Annotated in this window: 21 protein-coding genes; 17 read left to right on the top strand and 4 right to left on the bottom strand. The window is 57.8% G+C overall.

Features of this window, described 5'->3' with window-relative positions:
* Positions 1–30 precede the first annotated feature (30 nt).
* Positions 31–642, top strand: a complete 612-nt coding sequence (locus tag ABY42_RS16235; protein ID WP_050460128.1) for an HD domain-containing protein — start codon at positions 31–33, stop codon at positions 640–642.
* 173 nt (positions 643–815) lie between these two features.
* On the top strand, positions 816–1,220 hold the full coding sequence (locus ABY42_RS19135; RefSeq protein ID WP_082220712.1) for an SWIM zinc finger family protein: 405 nt from the start codon (positions 816–818) through the stop codon (positions 1,218–1,220).
* 34 nt (positions 1,221–1,254) lie between these two features.
* On the opposite strand, the gene ABY42_RS16240 is transcribed toward ABY42_RS19135, so the two are convergent.
* The gene (locus ABY42_RS16240; RefSeq protein WP_050460129.1) at positions 1,255–1,440 is read right to left on the bottom strand and encodes a hypothetical protein; all 186 of its coding nucleotides are present in this window, start codon (positions 1,438–1,440) and stop codon (positions 1,255–1,257) included.
* A gap of 382 nt (positions 1,441–1,822) precedes the next feature.
* On the opposite strand from ABY42_RS16240, the gene ABY42_RS19140 reads away from it, so the two are divergent.
* The 4 genes from ABY42_RS19140 (at position 1,823) to ABY42_RS19515 (ending at position 5,215) form a co-directional block, all read left to right on the top strand.
* Positions 1,823–2,749 (top strand): transcription initiation factor IIB, encoded by a 927-nt coding sequence (locus ABY42_RS19140; RefSeq protein ID WP_082220713.1) that lies wholly within the window; start codon positions 1,823–1,825, stop codon positions 2,747–2,749.
* Positions 2,750–3,571: 822 nt separating this feature from the next.
* Positions 3,572–4,354, top strand: a complete 783-nt coding sequence (locus ABY42_RS19505) for a helix-turn-helix transcriptional regulator (RefSeq protein ID WP_156224433.1) — start codon at positions 3,572–3,574, stop codon at positions 4,352–4,354.
* Positions 4,355–4,401: 47 nt separating this feature from the next.
* Positions 4,402–4,635: a cytochrome P450 gene (locus tag ABY42_RS20145; protein ID WP_156224435.1), complete on the top strand. Its 234-nt coding sequence runs from the start codon at positions 4,402–4,404 to the stop codon at positions 4,633–4,635.
* Positions 4,636–4,849: 214 nt separating this feature from the next.
* Positions 4,850–5,215, top strand: coding sequence for a cytochrome P450 family protein (locus ABY42_RS19515; protein WP_156224437.1), 366 nt, complete (start codon positions 4,850–4,852; stop codon positions 5,213–5,215).
* Positions 5,216–5,459: 244 nt separating this feature from the next.
* Here the strand turns inward: ABY42_RS19515 and ABY42_RS19520 are convergent, their stop codons facing one another.
* On the bottom strand, positions 5,460–5,873 hold the full coding sequence (locus ABY42_RS19520) for a hypothetical protein (protein ID WP_156224439.1): 414 nt from the start codon (positions 5,871–5,873) through the stop codon (positions 5,460–5,462).
* Positions 5,874–6,446: 573 nt separating this feature from the next.
* On the opposite strand from ABY42_RS19520, the gene ABY42_RS19145 reads away from it, so the two are divergent.
* Both ABY42_RS19145 and ABY42_RS16255 read left to right on the top strand, forming a co-directional pair.
* Positions 6,447–7,310: an ABC transporter ATP-binding protein gene (locus ABY42_RS19145; protein ID WP_082220714.1), complete on the top strand. Its 864-nt coding sequence runs from the start codon at positions 6,447–6,449 to the stop codon at positions 7,308–7,310.
* Positions 7,310–8,899 (top strand): ABC transporter permease, encoded by a 1,590-nt coding sequence (locus tag ABY42_RS16255; RefSeq protein WP_050460132.1) that lies wholly within the window; start codon positions 7,310–7,312, stop codon positions 8,897–8,899. The genes ABY42_RS19145 and ABY42_RS16255 overlap by 1 nt, the downstream gene beginning before the upstream one ends.
* A gap of 46 nt (positions 8,900–8,945) precedes the next feature.
* Here the strand turns inward: ABY42_RS16255 and ABY42_RS19525 are convergent, their stop codons facing one another.
* Both ABY42_RS19525 and ABY42_RS16260 read right to left on the bottom strand, forming a co-directional pair.
* Positions 8,946–9,443 (bottom strand): hypothetical protein, encoded by a 498-nt coding sequence (locus tag ABY42_RS19525; protein ID WP_156224441.1) that lies wholly within the window; start codon positions 9,441–9,443, stop codon positions 8,946–8,948.
* 512 nt (positions 9,444–9,955) lie between these two features.
* Positions 9,956–10,738, bottom strand: coding sequence for an IclR family transcriptional regulator (locus tag ABY42_RS16260; RefSeq protein ID WP_050460133.1), 783 nt, complete (start codon positions 10,736–10,738; stop codon positions 9,956–9,958).
* Between the two features lie 504 nt (positions 10,739–11,242).
* On the opposite strand from ABY42_RS16260, the gene ABY42_RS16265 reads away from it, so the two are divergent.
* From ABY42_RS16265 to ABY42_RS16305, 9 genes are all read left to right on the top strand, one after another.
* A complete protein-coding gene (locus ABY42_RS16265) occupies positions 11,243–12,340 on the top strand; it encodes an ABC transporter ATP-binding protein (protein ID WP_050460134.1) in 1,098 nt (365 codons plus the stop codon).
* Position 12,341: 1 nt separating this feature from the next.
* The gene (locus ABY42_RS16270; RefSeq protein WP_050460135.1) at positions 12,342–13,142 is read left to right on the top strand and encodes a creatininase family protein; all 801 of its coding nucleotides are present in this window, start codon (positions 12,342–12,344) and stop codon (positions 13,140–13,142) included.
* A 154-nt stretch (positions 13,143–13,296) separates the two neighbouring features.
* Positions 13,297–14,568, top strand: coding sequence for an ABC transporter substrate-binding protein (locus ABY42_RS16275; RefSeq protein WP_050460136.1), 1,272 nt, complete (start codon positions 13,297–13,299; stop codon positions 14,566–14,568).
* Between the two features lie 9 nt (positions 14,569–14,577).
* Positions 14,578–15,516 carry a carbohydrate ABC transporter permease gene (locus ABY42_RS16280; RefSeq protein ID WP_004062037.1) on the top strand — a complete coding sequence of 313 codons (939 nt, stop codon included), beginning with the start codon at positions 14,578–14,580 and terminating at the stop codon, positions 15,514–15,516.
* Entirely contained in the window at positions 15,513–16,358 is an 846-nt protein-coding gene (locus tag ABY42_RS16285; RefSeq protein WP_008605944.1) for a carbohydrate ABC transporter permease, read from the top strand. The genes ABY42_RS16280 and ABY42_RS16285 overlap by 4 nt, the downstream gene beginning before the upstream one ends.
* Positions 16,359–16,402: 44 nt before the next feature.
* The gene (locus ABY42_RS16290) at positions 16,403–17,551 is read left to right on the top strand and encodes a hypothetical protein (RefSeq protein ID WP_050460137.1); all 1,149 of its coding nucleotides are present in this window, start codon (positions 16,403–16,405) and stop codon (positions 17,549–17,551) included.
* Between the two features lie 41 nt (positions 17,552–17,592).
* Positions 17,593–18,759, top strand: a complete 1,167-nt coding sequence (locus tag ABY42_RS16295; RefSeq protein ID WP_050460138.1) for a mandelate racemase/muconate lactonizing enzyme family protein — start codon at positions 17,593–17,595, stop codon at positions 18,757–18,759.
* Between the two features lie 51 nt (positions 18,760–18,810).
* Positions 18,811–19,653, top strand: coding sequence for an SDR family NAD(P)-dependent oxidoreductase (locus ABY42_RS16300; protein WP_050460139.1), 843 nt, complete (start codon positions 18,811–18,813; stop codon positions 19,651–19,653).
* An 11-nt stretch (positions 19,654–19,664) separates the two neighbouring features.
* The gene (locus ABY42_RS16305) at positions 19,665–20,039 is read left to right on the top strand and encodes a RidA family protein (RefSeq protein WP_050460140.1); all 375 of its coding nucleotides are present in this window, start codon (positions 19,665–19,667) and stop codon (positions 20,037–20,039) included.
* Positions 20,040–20,151: the final 112 nt, after the last annotated feature.

Genomic DNA, 20,151 nt, shown 5'->3' on the forward strand with positions numbered 1-20,151 from the left:
GTTGAACTGGCCACTTCCCTTCTCCACGATATGATGACCGACGAACTCGACTCCTTGCTTGAATGGTTCGACCTGAAGGACGAACTTCGGACGGGATGGGTGCTTCGGAATATCGACTCGCCTGAATCGGTCGCAGCCCACACGTGGGGGACAGCGTCGCTTTGTCTGCTCTATGCCGAGCAGGAAGACGTTGACCGTCAGAAAGCAGTGACGATGGCACTCATTCACGACCTCGGCGAAGCTCGAACGGGCGATATCGCAACCCGCGCGGAAGACGGACGTCAGACCATCTCCACGTCCGAGAAAGAGGCGGCTGAACGGGGCGCAGTAACCGATCTCGTCGGACCGTTCGCGGACACCGAATTGCTGTCACTCTGGGAAGAGTACGAAGCCCGTGACACCCCAACGGCACAGTTCGTCAAGGACATGGATCTGATCGATAATTGCCTCCAGGCGCTCAAGTACGAGTGCCAAGGTCGGTACGACGAGGCCGAGACGAACGACCACTTTGCCGAGTTCGAGAATCTGGACGAGTTCTTTGCTACCGCCGCGCCTCGCATCCAGACAGAGTTCGGCCAGGATTTGTTCGAGCAAATTAAATCGCAGTACGAACGAGAACTTGGGCGACCCTGCCAACTCTGAATACGTCTTTCAGTCACGACTCCCCTGGTCGGTGTCGCACCTGTATTGACTGCAGGACGATCAGGACAGGGCAGCAAAAAGAATCCGACCTCATTCTGTGTCACCTGTCACTCTGTTCAGCAGTGTAGTTTTTCATGCGCCCGAACGGGTGCGCGCATTGCGCGCTGACTACCATGATTCCTGTACTACCAGAGTTCGACCCACCTACGCGCATCCTCAAGCGAGCGCAGTACGAGGCGTTCGCGTTCGAACTCCTCGACGGCGATGTCCGCGTGCGAAACAAGAGCTATACCGACCCGGCTGCGCATGAGTACCGCGTTCGAATTCGCGATAGTGTGCCCGATTCGTGTTCGTGTCTCGCTGACGCAAGTAGTGACGGTCCGTGTAAACATCGGGTTGCGATTGCGATTCGACCACCACTACTCGACCTCGCCGTGCAGATGCGCGCCGTCGCTGACGGCGGTGCTCCACCGAGAGCCGGTGACGGCACAACGGCCCCTCCCTGCGAGTGTGATGGATTGTCCGAAGAGCTGCCATGCTGGAACTGTGTCGACGCTGGCCGGTGTGACCTCGAGTAGTCGTTGACGAAGTCTTCGCACTTCGCCGCTATCGTCAGTCTTCGGACTGCTGGGCTGCGGCGTACTCACCAGCAAACTGCTCGCGCATCTCTCGACGGAGCAGTTCACTCATGACTTCGTAGACGACCGGCTGGGGATACTTGTCGAGGAGGCGTTGGACGTCGGCTGCACATTTGCTTTTTTCAGTCGCGAAGTTCGCAGTCCATGGTGAGCTACTCATACAAGACAGTCATCTGTTGTCTCAGTTAACTTTTCGCCTGGTGAGAAATTCTTACTACCGCAGTCCGCGACTCGTGGCCCACAGATATCGATAACTCGAGTGTCGAGTGCACGAAACTCGGTGGGCACGAGGCCCACGAGGGAGTTATCAAGGGGTGTAGGTGCGGATAGCTTGGTACGCGATTTCGCACCCTTGCAGAACAGGGCGCGTCTTGTGTGACACGACGAGCCTGCAACGCTAGTCTGCCTGCTAGCATGTTTGGTATTGTGGTTCAGTCATTTAATGACCGCCAACCGAAGCCAACCTGTCCGAGACGGCGACGGCGTTTTTTGAGCCCCTGACGGGTGCGGGGCGCAGCGAGATGCGTCGCGCGGTGTTCGAGATGGCGACACGAGATGTCTACGAGCGACAGTTCGACGAATCGTGCGGCAAATCCTGTGGAAACGCTTCCTGTCCGGAGTGTGGCAGCCAAGTCATTACCGACGCTGGTGAACGGCGGTGCCAGTCGTGTGGGCTCATCATCGACGGGCATGGTATCGACCGCGGTCCTGAGTGGCGGTCGTTCGAGCGTGACGAGCGCAAGCGGGTGGGCGCGCCGCGAACGCCGACGCGGCACGATCACGGCCTCGCGACGGAGATCGGCCGACACGTCGACGCGAACGGGACCCCGAGCCCGGGCGAGCAACGACAGCAGCTCTCCCGACTCCGAACCCAGCACAGTCGGAGTCGGTACCAATCGAGTCGTGAGCGTCGGCTGGCTCACGGGTTGGACGAAGTCCGGCGACTCGCCGGCGTGCTCGACCTCCCGGATCGCTTGCGTGACCAAGCATGCCGGTGTTTCTGGTCTGCTCAGCAGGCGGATCTGCTGCCCGGACGGTCGATCGAAGCGGTCGCGGCTGCGAGTGTCCACGCCGCCTGTCGATGTGCAGGGCTCTCACGAACGCTCGCTGAACTTGTCCCACTCGCACGGGTGGTAGAATCACGGGTTCGGTCGGCATACAACGCACTCAATACAGAATTGGGGCTGCCTGCAAAGCCAGCTACTCCTGCCGAGTTCGTTCCACGAGTGGCAGACGCGCTTGATGTGACGGATCAGATTCGGCGACGAGCACGGTCGTTAGCCGAGACATCGAGTAGTGAGTGGGCTCATCGTGGCACGAACCCGCATGCAGTCGCTGCAGCGTGTGTGTACACGGCCGCTGTGGAGCGTGACTGGCCGCTCACACAGGCGCGTGTTGCGGCCGTGAGTGATACCTCAACTCAAACGATTCGAACGCACCACCAGACGTTGTGTGAAGCGGACGGATGAATTCCAACGCTGAGAGCAAAGATCACGCGTATCTGATCGAAGTCGAGTCGTCTGGATTCTTCGGTTGAGTGTCCGGGTTTTCTCCGGAAACGATGGGGTGTATAGTTCGGATAGCGGCGGTTAGACTGACTAGTGCAATCGTCGCCGTGTTTTGTGACGGTCCAGGACGCAGTGGAAATCCAAGGTGAATATTACATTAGATGGACTAACTGAATCTGTTGAAACGTTCAGATTCGTTCCAATTTTCCGAACAGTGATGATATCTCTAATGAATGAGGTAATCTGATGTCACATGCCATGTGATGATAATGTCGTCATGGTTTGCAAGACAACGGCAGACTGAGAGCAAATATTCAACGGCACTGTCTAGTTAGGCCAGTTTGAGAAGCGAGCAGTTCGTAGATATAGTGCTTTGCTTGACCTAGAACTGCTCACAGAGTCGTTGGAAACGGCGAATTATGAATGACCAGCGAGCTGGAATCCAGACGTTCACACAAGACCTTGGAGTATCAACGAGTATACTACTGTCAGCAATCTGTACGGCCATTGCCGGCGTTGGTGCAGGTATACTCCACGCCCCGGGGGGAACACTTGCGATGCTTCTCGTTGCTGGCCACTACTTGTGGCTTTACTATCGAGTAAAGGGAATGTCTGAAAGAGAACAAACAGATACTACTGCACAGAGATTCAATACAGCCTACGTAGCGACGTTCTTGAACGTAACGTTCGCACTCAGTTTGTTGATATAATTCATGTGTTGTCGGATGTAAACGACACCAACCCTGACGTTTTAGTGTTGTCAAAATTTGATTTAGAGACATCATGAATGATTCGCTGGATACTGACTTCTCGAGGGTACTTGCGAAGCGGTTTGAGATCTTACAAGCGCTTCACGAGCAACCACAGCGGAAACCAGAACTTGTTGAGTCCGTTGACTGTTCGCGGTCGACTGTCGACCGAGCAATCACAGATTTACTCCAGTACGAGTGCGTTGAGTCTCATAACCGAGAATATCAAACGACTCCACTCGGGAAGGCTTCTCTAAATATTAGAGAGGAGTATCTGGGTAAGATCCATGATGTACAGCATGCCAGCGAAATACTAAATGAAAATCCAAATCTGAAGGAGGTCCCGACAATATTCCTTCGACAAGCAACCGTTTCAATAGCAGATTCACAGTTCCCAGAATCTGCTCTTAGTTCGAGTACTGAGCGGTTACGACAGTCCGAGAAGATGGTTGGCCTTGCACCGGTTGTTCTCAAATCATATATCGACGATGTTGAGGCTGCTGTTCGAGAGACGCAATGCACGGCAGAGATCATTGTATCCGAGGACGTTCTATCTGTGTTGGTTGATTACCGGGAGTCGTTTACTGAATTGATCGACTCCGGACGGGTGGTTCTCCTTGTTACGGATGACGAACTCCCCTACGCACTCTGGGTCATGGAAGGGGAAGACGACGTAGTTGCTGGGATTACTGTCCATCAACATGGTGGCGTACAAGGTATGTTGATGAACACAGCTCCAGAAGCCGTCAAGTGGGCGCGTGAGCAGTATGAGTCGTTCAAAGCGGATGCAACTCAATACCAACTCGCAGAGAGTTGATGTGTACAGGAGACCACAAGCACGACTCCGTGAGGTGAAACATTCGTATGAGTAACCACGAGACCAGCTCACGTACTCGGAAAACACCACCCGAGCCACCGTCACCTCCGGTTGTCGGACATACGTACCAATTCTTCCGTCGTGACCCGCTTGATTGGTTCACGGAATTAAACGAAGCATACGGTCCAGTTGTCCAGCTTCGAGTTGCTGGACAGCGACTTATCCTGCCTACAGAGCCCGATGACATCGAACGGGTCCTTCTCACGAATGGTGAGAGCTAGCAAAAAGGGGGGTTCCAAAAAATGGTAACGAGGTCACTTCTCGGCAATGGGCTTGTCATCGCTGAAGGTGAGGAGTGGCGAGCAAAGCGCCAAGGAATCGAGCCTGTCTTCCATCCGAAACGGATGGAAGAGTACCAGTCAGTAATCACGTCACATACTCAGTCAACGATCGATCGGATTTTCGTCGGGAGAGACAGTCGATTTAGAACAAGAGATGAAGCATCTCACGCTCAATATTATCGTGGATGCGCTCTTTGGTGTTGATCTCTCCACAGAAGACTGGGACTTAGAACCTGCTTTCAAGCGTATTTTAGCGCATTTCGAACGCATCAGCCAAACGTATCTGTATCTCCCAGAGTGGATTCCAACCCCAGAAAATAGAGCATACAGACGTGCAATCAACACACTTGATTCGGCTGTGGAAAAACTCATCGCAGCTCATCGAGCAGGGGACATAGATGGGCCAACAGTCCTCAACTATCTGCTTGAGTCGGACAGAGACTGGGAGACAAAAGACCTCAGAGACGAAATCGTGACGCTGTTACCCTCGGTGGTATCGCGTATTCCGGAGCGATGCTGAAGAACGCGTCAAAATTACTGTCGAACGACGACTAACTGCGGTCGCGTCGAGACGGCACTATCTTGTTAATCTCCTGAGCTGGTGCTTCTCTGTTGAGCGACTGATGTGGTTAGTGAAAAGTTGAGCAGATCTGAGAGTGGCATAAGAAACTAGCTCTTCGATTTGTTTATCCCTTAACCAGACGGTGCCGTTCAATTCACATTGACTTTTCCTGTCAGTAAGGCGGCATTCAGATGAGTTCTGTTTAGGATGAGCTAACCTCGGCAAACCGACTAAGACTAGTAATCACTACGGCACTCGCCAGTATGACTCCGAGAACCGACGCTGGAAATACATTAAGAAGCGGATTGGAACGATCGATGTATGGGCCAATGGTAGCGTAGGTGCTGGCAGGAATCGTGACTACTGAGACGATGAAAATCACCTGAGTATACCAGTTGGATCTGTCAGTAGTTGCAAGCCTAGATACCAATAAAACTGCCAAGAGTCCTATTGGGAGAGCCAACGTCCAAATCCCTGCCCCTGCCAGTTCGATAACCGGTGGCCACGGGATATCTGGACCGAGTGCAACGAACGAGATCCCCATTGCCAGGATTGCTGCAGAGAGGATGACCTCCACAACTCTGCCATACTCGTGATCTCGAGACGCAGAACCCATACGAAGTAGATAATAATTTAGGATTATTCAATATATAGTTTCGCGTTACCCCAATCTCGCCCTTGTCCCCTGCGAGACTGTGTAGGTCGCACGCGTTGAGATATTCTGCTGCTGATGCTTTCATCACGTTCCGGTGAAACCAGTACCATTACAAAAATATGTATGTAAGTTCTACCGATACTGATGTTCTGTTCATACTGTGAAGATATAACCACGTGTTGGTCCTTTACTCCAATTATTTAGTGTGGTCGTTCACTCCTACCAAGCGGTCTCAACTCAAATTTATAAAATTAGTCGACTCTAGTGAACCGCCATACAGCGGTTGATTTGGCTATGTTGCGGTACGCTTGATGTTGTGAACGACACATCTCACGACGAGTTCACGAGATTCTCGGTGATTTGAATGCTGCCGCATCCAGCACCATTGAGCGATTGAGCGGTAATTGAAACTCATCGTATTGGATGGTCTGGTTTTCATCGCCCGTAGACTCAGTTCCAACACCAATCAAACATTCAACAAATATATGTGTGATTAGATATACAGGTCAGTCATAACTGAGTGTTAGAATGACTATGAACCTAACAGTCGAAGATCTCGGAAAACGGTACGGAGACACGTGGGCGCTCCGAGATATCGACCTGTCGTTCGATAGCGGCATCATCGGTCTTCTCGGACCAAATGGTGCAGGGAAATCAACCCTGATGCGAATTATTACGACCTATCAAGAACCGACCGAGGGAGCAGTCTACTGGAACGGTACTGAAGTGACTGAAAACCCACAGGCCATTCGGGAAAACCTCGGTTATCTACCGCAAGACTTTGGAGTCTATCCAAACCTGACCGCAGAAGAGTTCCTGTCGTATCTCGCTGGCATCCGAGGAATCAGCGATGCAAGTGACCGAATCGAAGAATTACTGCGGTTGGTGAATCTCGAAAACGACCGAGACCGCCGATTAGGTGGATTCTCTGGCGGAATGAAACAGCGAATTGGCATCGCACAAAGTCTCCTCGCCGAACCCAGATTGCTTGTCGTCGACGAACCGACAGTCGGACTTGACCCAGAAGAACGCGTCCGGTTCCGGAATCTGCTCACGGATATCTCCGAGAATCGTATCGTCATTCTTTCGACCCACATCGTCTCAGATATCGAAGCAGCAGCCAACGACATTGCGTTACTTTCAGACGGGGAACTCCTCGCTCACGAACGGCCGGCAGGCTTACTCTCACGTGCCGAAGATGCTGTCTGGGAGTGGGTCGTTCCGGACGCCGAATTAGCAACAGTCAAACAACAGTATATGATTAGTGGCACAACGCGAAGACGGGATGGACTTCAAGTTCGTGCTGTCGCAGAGGAACCCCCAAACCCCAACGCCAAGCAAGTTGAGCCGACGTTGGAGGATGCCTATCTCCATGTGACTGGCGGAGGGGTAAGGTGATGCTCACAGAGGTCTTTGCAGTCGCAGGAGCCGACTTCCGAGAGCGGTCTCGGACTGTGAAGTGGCTTGTTGTTCCTGTCGTACTCGCGTACTTCGCGAAGCTCATTACGGTCGACGCATCACTCATCATCGCTAACGAGTACACAGGCGTCCCAACAGCGGCGTGGTACGGCGCGATGCTGAGTGCCATCGGTACCATCTCCCTCTTCGTGTTCGGGTATGTCCTCGTCGGTGGGAGCGTCGTTCGCGACCGAACAACGGGAATCGACCAGCTCGTCGCAACATCATCGATATCGGATAGTAGCTACCTGCTCGGCAAGACTCTGAGTAACTTTGCACTCCTCACGATGACAACACTAGCCCTTGCTCTGTTAACAGGCGCTACCTTCGTCATTCAGGGAACCGGTGGGTTCGATATTTGGGCCCTGTTTTCTCCATTTTTGTTGGTGACACTACCAACGATGACGATAGTCGCCGCCGGAGCAGTCTGCTTCGAGTGTAACCGATTTCTCCGCGGGACGGCTGGTAATATCATCTATGTGTTTGGAGCGATACTCCTAACACTTCTCGGAGCACACTCTGGGCTGGTTGATATCGCAGGGATTCACATCTTCCGAGAGAGCATGGGTCAAGCGATTGCTGCGCAATACCCGAGCTTCGACGGGACGGATGTCGGCTTTTTCTACACTAATTCAGCAACCGAACTGAGTCCGTTCGCATGGTCTGGAGTCACGTGGACGGCGAGCCATCTCCTCACGAGAGCCCCTATATTCGGCCTTACCGCAGCATTGCTCCTCGCGTCGTACATCTCGTTCAACCGGTTCGACGAGACTGGCCTCTGGTCGCTTCCCCAGTTCTCGTCCGGGGACACCGGCGGCAGCGATGAACACCACGAGTCCAGCCCTCTCCAAAGCGTAGTTCCAGGCGCCAAAACGAGTGATTCTTCTACAGACCCCGAGTCGTTGCCACCGGTCTCACAGACAGGAGTCCGATTCCCGCTCGTCTTCCTTTCCGAACTCCGACTCGCAGTTCGGGGACAACCGCGCTGGTGGTATGTCGCGTGTGTCCTCGCATTTCTTGGAACGTTTGTCCCGTCCGTGACTGCACTCAGGTCGGTTATCATCCCGATTGCTCTCTTGCTGCCCTTGTCGCTGTGGTCTCATCTCGCAACAAGGGACCAGACGTACCGAACTCGAGAACTCGTCTTCGTCACTAGCGGGCGGAACGTACTACTGGCGTCGACGTACCTTGCGGCTGTCGTCGTTGGAATCGCATTGACTGTACCCGCAGCAGTCCGCTTCGCTATTAGTAGCTCGTTCGGCGCACTATTCGGATGGGCAGTCGGCGTGCTCTTTATTCCCGCGGTGGCACTCGCTATTGGCGTCTGGACTGGTCGTCCCCGCGTCTTCGAGATGTTGTATCTGGTTGCGTGGTATGGTGGTCCGATGAACAATATCATCCCATTAGACTATCTCGGAGTGTACAATCAGACGATCTCGTCAGGCGTCACGTTTGCCTACCTTGGACTGACGGTTGTCGCGCTGGGTGCTGCGTTCGTTGGTCGTCACCGGAGTCTCAATAGCGGTTGATATCTTCCCGACGCTAACACGTGAGGACTCCTCTCATTGGGTAGGTTCAGCTGGATCTGTTGAAATCCTCAGCAGCTGATAGTTTGCCGAGTTCGTGCTGAATACAGAGCGCACGTCGGTCACGAAACAAAAACGCGTATATCGGGAAGTTCGGGTTCGATGGCTCGCTCGTCTCCTCGTGGGTCGGTAGCACGCCCGGTGCGTACCGGGGCGGCCCAGACCTCTCCAACAGCGAGGGTGGGGCGTACTCCGCAGGCTCTACCGCCGATGGACTTCCCCACGTCTCGTGACGAAAGTCGCCGCTGACGGGATCAAGGGGTTCTCCCATGCGGAACCGTCGTGGGAAAACTGGCTCACGTTCGAGGATTTCGCCGAGGCATCGGCCGACCTCTTCGCGGTCGGCTATATCAGTTCGAGTGTCCTCTCCAGGGCGGTCGTATGCTACGGGGCGCGAGCAGTGAGATCGAACCTCGGTCGACCGCGTCGGCCCGTCGTCGGTACTCGACTCCCTCTTGCTCGAAGCGTCGATGGCGAACGTGAACACGCGAACGGAACTCGGTGCGCTCCGCAGCGGTTTAGTGAGTGAGTTCGCAGCTATTTCTGAGCCATTTGTATTGTGGTATTCATTCAATTATATGGGCCGTTATTATCATCCACGGCTATTCGAAACTGAACAAGTCATGCCGACGCGGGTATCCTCGCGAGTACAGAGGTCATCATCTGTAATCTATCGTCAGAGATACGACGTTGAATATTTGTTTTATCCGATTTTGAGCATCGATTTGGTACAAAGAACATCCTATGTGTGGATGACTGTGATCCCCCCGTCCACTAGATGGTCGCTCCGGCGGCGATATGGAGAGGGCTATCGATGCACTAATATTTCTTATTTTATGCAATATTATTCTATGAATGACTCTACCGACGCGTCGTCGTTTTATCGATCTTCTCGGCCGGAAGGTCGGAGAGATTCCGAGACGAGTGATACCCATTCGTATCGCGCCGCAATGTATTACAGACATAGTTTCGTAATCTATTCGCGGTGAGCGCCGGTAATCACCCGTCTATGGTCGTGTACTCGGAGTACTGGTTACGAACCTCGAGTTCGTTTTTGCTGTACTGCAGTACGTTCAGTAGCTCCGCCATGTAGGCCGGTGTGAACCGGTCTCGGGGTCCGGTCACGCCGATGGACGCCTTGACATCTCCATGTTTATCGAGAAGCGGAACGGCGATACCTCGAATACCGCGGAGGTGTTCCTCGTCGTCGATGGCGTAGCCCCGTTCACGGACCCGAGCGAGCGAGTCTTCGAGTTCCGCCAGCGAGCTAACGGTTCTGTTTGTCCCCGATGGGAGACCGTGTCGCTCGACGATTTCCGCCCGGCGAGCCTCGGGAAGGTACGCTAAGATCGCCTTTCCGAGCGAGGTCCAATGCATCTCCGTGCGATTCCCGATCGGAATTTCGTCCGCCGCGGCTTTCTCCCCGGTGCTTCGATACAGAATGACCCGTTTCCCGTTTTCTTCGACCGCGGCGCCGACTATCTCGCCCGTCACTCGGCTGAGCTCTTCGACCTTATTCCTGAGCAGTCGGGCGATGTCGACTCGTTGCCGGACGTCCCCACCAACCTCGAGAAAGCGAAACGAGCGACGGTACTCTCCGGCGTCCTTGACGACGAAGCCCCGCTCGACGAGCGTGTTGAGGTGGACGTAAATCGTGCTTGCCGGAATGTCGACTGTCGACGCGATCTCCGAGAGGCCGGCCGGTTCGACGCCGCTGAGAGCGTCGAGAATATCGAACGTCGTTTCGACCGCGCGTATTGTTTTGACGTTGCCATCGGACATGCTACGGTCTTTCCCGCACTCGGTGAAAATATTTTCCCCCTGTTCAATTGGTATTCAACTCTCTCGGAAAAGATACCTAGAGAATTCACCACAGAAAAAAGTACAGCGAGTAATACGCTATTTTTACCTCAAACAGAGACGTATTTTCCGAGCACGTCGAATCCGAGAGCGAAACCACGTCCCGTGAATAGGCCGAAATGCCGGTCGAGAAGGCGTGTTCAACGAATGTCAACAGTCGTGCAGGCGTACGTCGTGGTTCTGCATTTTCGACCGTGTTGAATACGGGGTGCCGACGGTGGTGACGTGACGGGGACCGCCGCCGAGTCCCTTGGTTAGACGCGAGGGCAGGCGAGAACCGACGACCGGGCGGGCATCTCACCCGACGACTAGAGGGTTAAGAAGACCGCGGCGGCGCCGAATGCGATTCAACACGGTTGGGAGCGCGGCGTTCGCCTCCATTACCAACATTTATTATGCGGGATTGAGGAGTAGTCCTCAGTCGACATGAGCCAGGTAAGACTATCGAACGTGAGTAAGGAGTACGACGGGGACATCCTCGCCGTCGAGGGGTTGGACCTCACCGTAGACGACGGGGAGTTCGTCGTCGTCGTCGGGCCGTCCGGCTGCGGGAAGTCGACGACGCTCAGGATGGTGGCGGGGCTTGAGACCGTCTCCGGAGGGGAAATCGCTATCGGCGAGAACGTCGTCAACGACGTGCGGCCACAGGACCGGAACATCGCGATGGTGTTCCAGTCGTACGCGCTGTACCCCCACATGACCGTCCGCGAGAACATGTCTTTCGGGCTACGTCTCGCCGGGGAAGACGACGACGAGGTTCGGGACCGCGTCGAGGACGCCGCCGAGATGCTGGAGATTTCGGAGCTGTTAGACGACCTCCCGAAACAGCTCTCGGGCGGCCAGCAACAGCGGGTCGCACTCGGGAGAGCCATCGTACGCGACCCCGACGTGTTCCTGATGGACGAGCCGCTTTCGAACTTGGACGCCAAGCTCCGGACGCAGATGCGGACGGAGATTCAGCGGATTCAGGAGGACCTCGGCGTCACGACAGTGTACGTCACTCACGACCAGACTGAGGCGATGACAATGGCCGACCGCATCGTCATCCTCAACGACGGCAAACTCCAGCAGGTCGACCCCCCGGAGCGGTGCTACGACGAGCCCAACAACGAGTTCGTCGCCGGGTTCATCGGGTCGCCCTCGATGAACTTCTTCGAGGTGACCGCAACGGACCACGACGGCGGCGTTCGCTTCGAGTCGCCGAGCTTCGAGTTCACGATAGGCGTCGACATTCCCTCTGGTGAGTACACGTTGGGCGTCCGACCGGAAGACCTCACGCCGGACCGTGAGGGAGGCTACGTCGAGACAGTTGTCGACGTCGTCGAACCAGTCGGTTCGGACAACTTCCTCTATCTGGAGACGGCCCAGGGTTCGTCCGAGGTCGTCGCGCGGGTCGAAAGCGAGTTCCGACCGACCGTCGGGGACGAGATAACGCTCGGGTTCGACGTGGACGACATGCACCTCTTTGGTAGCGACGGCGCGCGCGTACCGGTGAGCGAGACGCAACTGAGGGACTCCGCCTGACATGATGTATGATTCAATCGGACGACGAGGGCACGAGTGGGCAGGAATGACTGCGGCCGAGGTTCGAGGGGTTGGAGCGAAACCGGGGTCGATTCTGGTGATTCCGGTAGGGAGCATCGAACAGCACGGCGAACACCTGCCGGTGGTGACCGACTCCCTCCTGGTCGAGGCGATGGTCGATTCCGCGGTCGAGCAGACCGACGGTCTCCCGGTCGTCGTCTCGCCGACGGTGTGGAGCGGGTTCTCACCGCACCACCTCACCTTCGGCGGGACGCTGTCGTTAGACTTCGAAACGATTCGCGCGACGCTCGAGGACATCGCGAACACGGGACTTGAAAACGGCTTCGACGCCGTATTGTTCGTCAACGGCCACGGCGGCAACGGCCCCCTCATCGGGTCCGTCGTCAGCACGGTCGGTGTCGAGACCGACGCCGAGGTCCTCGGAACGACCTACTTCGAGCTGGCGACTGACCGAATCGAGGCGCTTCGAGACACCGACACCGGAGGGATGGCTCATGGGGGCGAGTTCGAAACGTCGCTCATGCTCGCGGTCCGGCCCGATCTCGTCGGCGATTCGTCCACGCGGAACGGTGAACCGCTACACGAGTCGTACCGCTGGGGCGGACAGGACCTCCTCGACGGGGGCTCGGTGAGCGTCTACCGGTCGTTCGACGCGTACTCCGAGACGGGCGCCATCGGACTCCCCGAGGAGGCGAGCGCCGAGAAGGGGGAGCGGATTCGGTCGATTATCGCCCAGGAGCTCGCCTCGCTGCTCGATGCGGTTCACGAACAGAACACGTGAGACACCGACAACCATAATGAAAATAAAATATGGATAAAAACAATTATATATGTGGGAGCAATTGGTAGCGATGATGCGAGAGAATACCACAGAAGAAGCTAGCGGACAGACTCTGGACCGTCGGCGGCTGCTTCAAGCGCTCGGCGCTGGTGGCATGATCGCCGTCGCCGGCTGTACCGGCGGCGGGGACGGAAGCGAAAGCGGCTCCGACGGCGAGGGCAGCGGTGAGGGTGGGGACGACACGCAGAGTGTCCAACTTCTCACGATGGGGGTCGGCGACAACATCAAGCAGTTCTTCGAGGAGAACAACGCCGCCTTCGAGTCGGAGTACGACGTCGACGTCGAGTTCACGAGTGTAACTTGGGACAACGCACGACAAACGGTGAACAACCGAGTCGACGGTGGCCAGGCCCCGGACGTGAGTCGCTGGCCCGCTCGGTGGATTCCGCAACTCGTCGGAAAGGACGCGCTCGAACCAGTCGACGACCTGATGGACGGTGAGTTCGGCGAGAAGTTCGCCGAGGGAGTCGCCAACGGCACGATGTACAACGGCTCGCACTACGGCGTCCCATGGGCCGCGTCGAACAAGTGTCTCTACTACAACAAAGACGCGTTCGAGGCCGCTGGTCTCGACCCGGAGAACCCGACGCTGGACACGTGGGAAGATATGCTCGCGGCGGCGAAGGCCCTCACCGAGAGCGACGAGGTGAGCATCCCGGCGCTCGGTCTCGCCGGCGCCGACGCCATCGAGACGGGATCGCAGTACTACCACTACCACTGGTCGCACGGTGCCGACCTGGTTAACGACGAGGGGATGCCCGTCGTCAACTCCGACGGCGCCGTCGAGGCGCTTTCGTTCTACACCGACCTCCACCTCGAACACGGCGTGACGCAGTCCTCGCCGCTCTCGTCGACCCGACAGGACATCCGTCAACTGTTCGAGAACGGTGACCTCGGGATGGTCATCGGGCACGTGTACACGGGGCTCAACATAACCGAATCACAGGAGAATGGCGAAGTCGAGTTCGACTACGGTATCGTCCAGGTCCCAGAGGGTCCCGCGGGCCGGTACAGCTTGTTTACCATCGACACGCTGGGAATCTTCAGCCAGAGCGAGCACAAGGACGTCGCGCGAGATCTCATTCGCTTCTACTTCGACGAGGAGCGCCGCTTCCAGTACTCGAAGCAGAAGGGCTTCCTCCCGGTCGTCGAGGCGGTCGGCGAACGGGAGTACTTCTCCGAGTCGAAGAACTGGGGGCCGTTCGTCGAGGCGGGACAGTACGCCCGTGCCCGGCCGAAGCTCAGCAATTTCAGCCAGTTCAACGACCGGATGGTCCAAGCGATACAAGAAGCGCTCGCCGACCAGAAGAGTCCGCAAAAGGCCTTGAACGACGCCCAGAGTGACCTCGAAGACGCGATGAACTAATGCAACGATATGAGCCTCGCTGAAGAACGCACCCAGACAGGCGACGATTCGCGACTGGCACAGTCCGCCGCGCACGTCAAGCGGAATCGCCGCGCGTACCTCTTGATAGCGCCCGCTGCGGTGTTCCTCGTCGCCGTCGTCGGGTACCCGATACTGGAGACGTTCCGCCTGTCGCTGTACCGTTCTCCCGCCGATTCGACTATCGAGACGTTCGTCGGGTTGCAACACTACGTCGACATTTTCAACAGCGACATCTTCTACCGTCTCCTCTGGCAAACGGGACGGTGGGTCGCGGTCGGCGTCGCCGGGAAGACACTACTCGGTCTGCTCATCGCAGTTCACCTCAAGGGCGACATTCGGGGTCGGAAGTTCTTCCGAACGGCGTTTCTCATCCCGTGGGGAATTCCGTACGCCATCTCTGCGGTCGTCTTCCGGTGGATAGAACATCCACAGTTCGGCTACCTCAACGCCATCTTGCTCAAACTCGGTGTGATAGAGCAGGGTATCGGGATTCTCGGGAACCCAGACATCGCGTGGTTAGGCGTCGTCGTGGCGGACATTTGGATCGGTACGCCGTTCATGGCGATTATCTTCCTCGCGGGTCTGCAGTCGATTCCGCAGGACCTCTACGAGGCCGCGGCCATCGACGGGGCCGAGCGGTGGCACCAGTTCCGATACATCACGCTCCCACAGCTCAAGAGCGTCATCCTGATGGCGACGCTCCTCTCGACGATTTGGACCTTCGTCAGTTTCGACGTTATCTGGACGATGACGGGCGGCGGTCCGATTAGCACGACCGCGACGCTGGTGATACACATCTACCAGGTCGGACTGCAGAACGGGAACCTCGGGCTCGGTGCCGCCTACAGCGTCATCGGGTTCCTGCTGTTGCTCCTGTTCGCCATCGTCTATCTCAGGGTCTACACTCGCGGAGGTGAGGAACTGTGACGATGGCAGGCCACGACGAGGGCGGACTGCGCCGAGTCAGAGTCTACGGCATGCTCATTGCCCTGCTCGGGATAATGATGTTCCCGTTCTACGCGATGTTCTCCAGTACGTTCAAACCGGAGTCGGAGATATTCTCCGCGCCGGCGACGCTCGTGCCGTCCCAGCCGTCTCTCGGGGCGTACGTGGACGTCTGGACGCAGACCGACGTGCTCCTCTGGATCGCCAACAGTTTCGTCATCTCGCTCGGAACCGTCGTCCTGACGCTTCTGCTCGCGATCCCCGCGGCGTACTCCTGCGCGCGGAACGACTTCGTGGGCAAGCGGACGTTCCTGCTCGCCGTCCTCGTCGTCCAGATGTTCGCCCCCGTGGTACTCATCGTGGGGCTGTTCGACGTCATCAGCCGACTCGGACTGTTCAACACGTACCTGGCCGTTATCGTCCCCGCAGCGGCGTTCACCCTCCCGTTCAACATCTGGATGCTCTACGGCTACTTCAAGACCGTGCCCGTCGAACTGGAGGAGTCCGCCCGCATCGACGGTGCCAGCCAGCTACAGGTACTCACGAAGATTGTTCTTCCGCTGACCAAACCCGCGCTAGTCGCCAGCATCACCTACACGTTCCTGTACGCGTGGAACCGGCTACTGTTCGTGCTGACGTTCCTCACCGACAGCGGGAAGTACAACATCCCGCGCGGGGTCTTCTCGATGGTCGGCGCGCTCCAGACCGACTGGCGGATGATGCTCACCGTCTCGGTCATCGGTATCATCCCGCTCCTCGTTCTGTTCGCGTTCCTCGAACAGTACATCGTGGCGGGGATGACCGCCGGCGCAGTCAAGGAGTAACGACCCTCCTGTATATTTATTATCGACCCGCGTGACGACCCGCTATGGAGTTCGCTATCTGGGCGTACCCGTGGGACATGCTCGATGCGGGACCACGAGAAACGGGCGCTCGCATCGACGAACTGGGCGTCGACGAGGTGACCCTCGCGACGAACTATCACGCCGTACAAGCGTTCGCGCCGCACAACCCGAAGCGACGGACCTTCTTCGCACACGCGAGTTCGTACTTCCGCCCTAGCGGCAGCTACGGCCGCCTCGAACCGGTTCCGTACGAGGGAATGACCGGTGACTGGGTCGCTGAAATCGCCGACGGCCTCGAGAACGTCCGGTTGAACTCGTGGACGGTCGGTTGCCATAACTCGCGGCTCGGGATGCGCCACCGAGACGTGACGCTGACCTCCGCGCACGGCGACGACCTCGTCTTCGGCCTCTGCCCGTCGAACCCCGACGTGCAGGAGTACCTCATCGGACTCGTCCGCGACCTGACCGACTCGGGCCACTTCGACCGAATCGAACTCGAGACCTTCGACTACTTCTACGGGACGGGATTCGGTTGGCACCACCAGAAAATTCACGCTCGGCTGGGAACGCTCGGTGAGTTCCTCTTCGGACTGTGCTTCTGCGACCACTGTCGGGCGACCGCGTCGGACGCGGGCGTCGACGTCGAATCAGCTCGTGACACCGTCGCGCAGACGCTCGACGAAATCGTCGACGGAACCGTTCCACACGGACTCTCACCCGAGCTGTGGCTCCGCGAGCACGACGCGGTCGCTGACTACGTCGACGTGCGCGAAGAAACGCTGGCGACGCTCTACGCGGAGCTGTCCGCGGAGAGCGGGTCGACACCGCTCGGATACTATGTCGGCGCGCCCGAACCCGGCCGCGAGTGGATGGTTGGGGCCGACCTCGACCGGTTGTCCGAGCACGTCGACTACTTCTGTCTGCCGGCGTACGAGTCCTCACGTGAGGCGGTGATGGACGCCTATCGAAGCGTCGATGCGGTGACCGATGACGTACCGTTACACGTCGGACTCCTCCCGGGCCACCCGGCGATACACGACGGCGACACGCTCGTCAATATCGTCGACTCACTGCGGGCCGTCGACGTGCCGCGGGTCTCGTTCTACAACTACGGGCTGCTGCCCGAGCGGTCGCTGTCGTGGATTCGGGAGGCCACGGACGCGAGTCTGTAACAAACGATACTTTCATACTGTCGCCCCCTACAAGCGTTTGTATGGAGATAACCGACGTGACAGCGGTTACTGTCGACGTTCCGCTAACGAGTACCGACGAGCATCTCGGAATCGCCCCGTACACCACGAATCACGGCGAACTCGAATCGATGGAGCGCGTGCTCGTCCGCGTCGACACCGACGAGGGTACCGAAGGCTGGGGCGAGATGCGCGTGTTTCTCTCGCCGACGGCGACCGAGTCGCTCATCGAAGACGGTATCGGGCCGATGGTCGTCGGTCAATCGCCGTTCGAAATCGAACGCCTCCGCCGACAGGTGTTCGTCGAGTACACGAACGTCGATATGTTCTTTTCCGCCGTCGAAACGGCCTGTTGGGACATCGTAGGGAAAGCGCTCGACCGACCCGTGTACGAACTGCTCGGCGGCTGGACCGCGCCGACCCAGAGCACGCTCCAGCACAGATCCCACGTGGCCGACGGCACCCGGAACCCCGGTCCAGTCCCGGTCGCGTTCTGCCTCGGAATCCTGCCGCCCGAGGAGTCTCGCATGAAAGCCCGCGAGGCACTAGACGCCGGCTTCGACGTGCTCAAGACGAAAGCGGGGAGGGACTGGCGACAGGACGTTGCGCGGATCAAGGCGATGCACGACGAGACGGATGGACAACTGGAGTTCCGCCTCGACCCGAACCAGGGTTGGACGCTCGACCAGGCAGTTCGCGTCGGCGCGATGCTCGAAGACGCGGGTATCTACCTGCAGTACCTCGAACAGCCGATTCGGGTGGACTCCCACGTGTCGCTCGCACGATTGCGACAGCGCCTTCGGCAGCCCATCGCCCCGAATGAGGACACCTACGTACCACACAACATCTCTTCGCTTATCGAGGCCGGTGCGATGGACGTGGGAGTTATCGACCTCACCCCGGCCGGCGGCATCAGCGGCATCCGTCAACAGGCGGCGATACTCGAAGACGCCGGCGTGCCGTTCACTCACCACTGTGCGTTCGACCTCGGGATTCGGACGGCGGCAATTCTCCACGCCGTAAGCGGGATCCCGGGCTTTTCGCTCCCACCGGACTCGACGTACTACGCGTGGGAGGGCGACGTCATCGCGGAGCCGTTCGAAGTTGAAGACGGCTGTCTCCCCGCACCGCGCGGACCCGGCCTCGGAATCTCGGTCGACCGAGACGCCGTCGAAGCGTACCGAATATAGTGCAACACCATAGCAAGGTTGAATAGCTCCGACCACATCGGTGCGCACGCTATGGTTGAGTTATCACTACGAGACCGTCCGGCAATCGTAACCGGTGCCTCTCGGGGTATCGGTCGCGAAATCGCGGCGCGATTCGCGGAGGCGGGCGGAGACGTCGCCATCTGCTCGCGCTCGTTGGACGACGTGAGACCAGTCGCTGAGGAACTCACCGCCGCACACGACGGCAGGGTCGTTCCGGTCGAATGCGACGTGACCGCCCGCGACGAGGTTCGAAGCCTCGTCGATACCGCGCTCGACGAGTTCGGCGAGGTCAAGGTGCTGGTGAACAACGCGGGCGGGTCCGACGAGTCCGCGAACGTGGCGCACCGCTGCGACGAGGAGACGTTCGAGCGGATGGTCGACCTGAACCTCAAGAGCCAGTTCCTCCTGAGCAAGGAGGTCCTCCCGGCCATGGTCGCCGCCGGCGGAGGCTCGATGGTCCACATGGGTTCGGTCAACGGGCTCTTCGGAATCGGTCTGTCCGGCTACTCGGAGGCGAAAAGCGGTCTCCTCGCGATGTCGCGAAACATCGCGGCCCACTACGGTCAACACGGTGTTCGCTCGAACGTTATCTCCGCAGGGACGATAGAAACCGCGAGCAGGCGCGAGGAGATGGAAAACACCGAGGGCCGAACGGGCGATTCGAACGCGCGCGAAGGCTGGCTCGACCAGTACCCGCTCGGTCGCTTCGGGACGCCGCGTGAGGTCGCGGACACCTCGCTGTTCCTCGCATCGGAGCTGTCCAGTTTCATTACCGGCGAGAACGTCGTCCTTGACGGCGGCCTCACAACGAGTCTCTCGACGTCGTTCATCAATGAAGTGTACGACGCGGACGAAGTACCATCACGACGGTAACCACATCAACGATGAAAGAACTAACCACAGCGGACGCACCGGACAGCATCGGACCGTACTCGCAGGGCATCGTCTCGGGCGACAAACTCTACGTCTCTGGACAGGGACCCGTCGACCCCGAAACGGGTGAGGTCGTCGACGGGACGCCGGCGGAACAGACGAAGCGAACCCTCGAGAACGTCGAGGCGATTCTGGAGGCCGGCGGGTCGTCGCTCGCGGACGTGGTGAAAGCCACCGTCTTCCTCAAAGATATGCGCTACTACGACGAGGTGAACGAGGTTTACGGCGAGTATATGTCGGCACCGTATCCGGCACGGAGCGCCGTCGAGGTCGTGAAACTCCCAGTCGACATCGACGTGGAAATCGAGGTCGTTGCCGAGCGGTGACGCGTCGAGCGAACGACTCGGAGGGGCCGTCCCGACCGTAGGTGAGAGCGGAAGCCGACGGCGTAACACCGCGTCGGGAGTGACGACGCTACCTTCCCGCGGTCCCGAAGCG

Source organism: Haloferax gibbonsii, assembly GCF_001190965.1.
Lineage (GTDB): Archaea > Halobacteriota > Halobacteria > Halobacteriales > Haloferacaceae > Haloferax > Haloferax gibbonsii.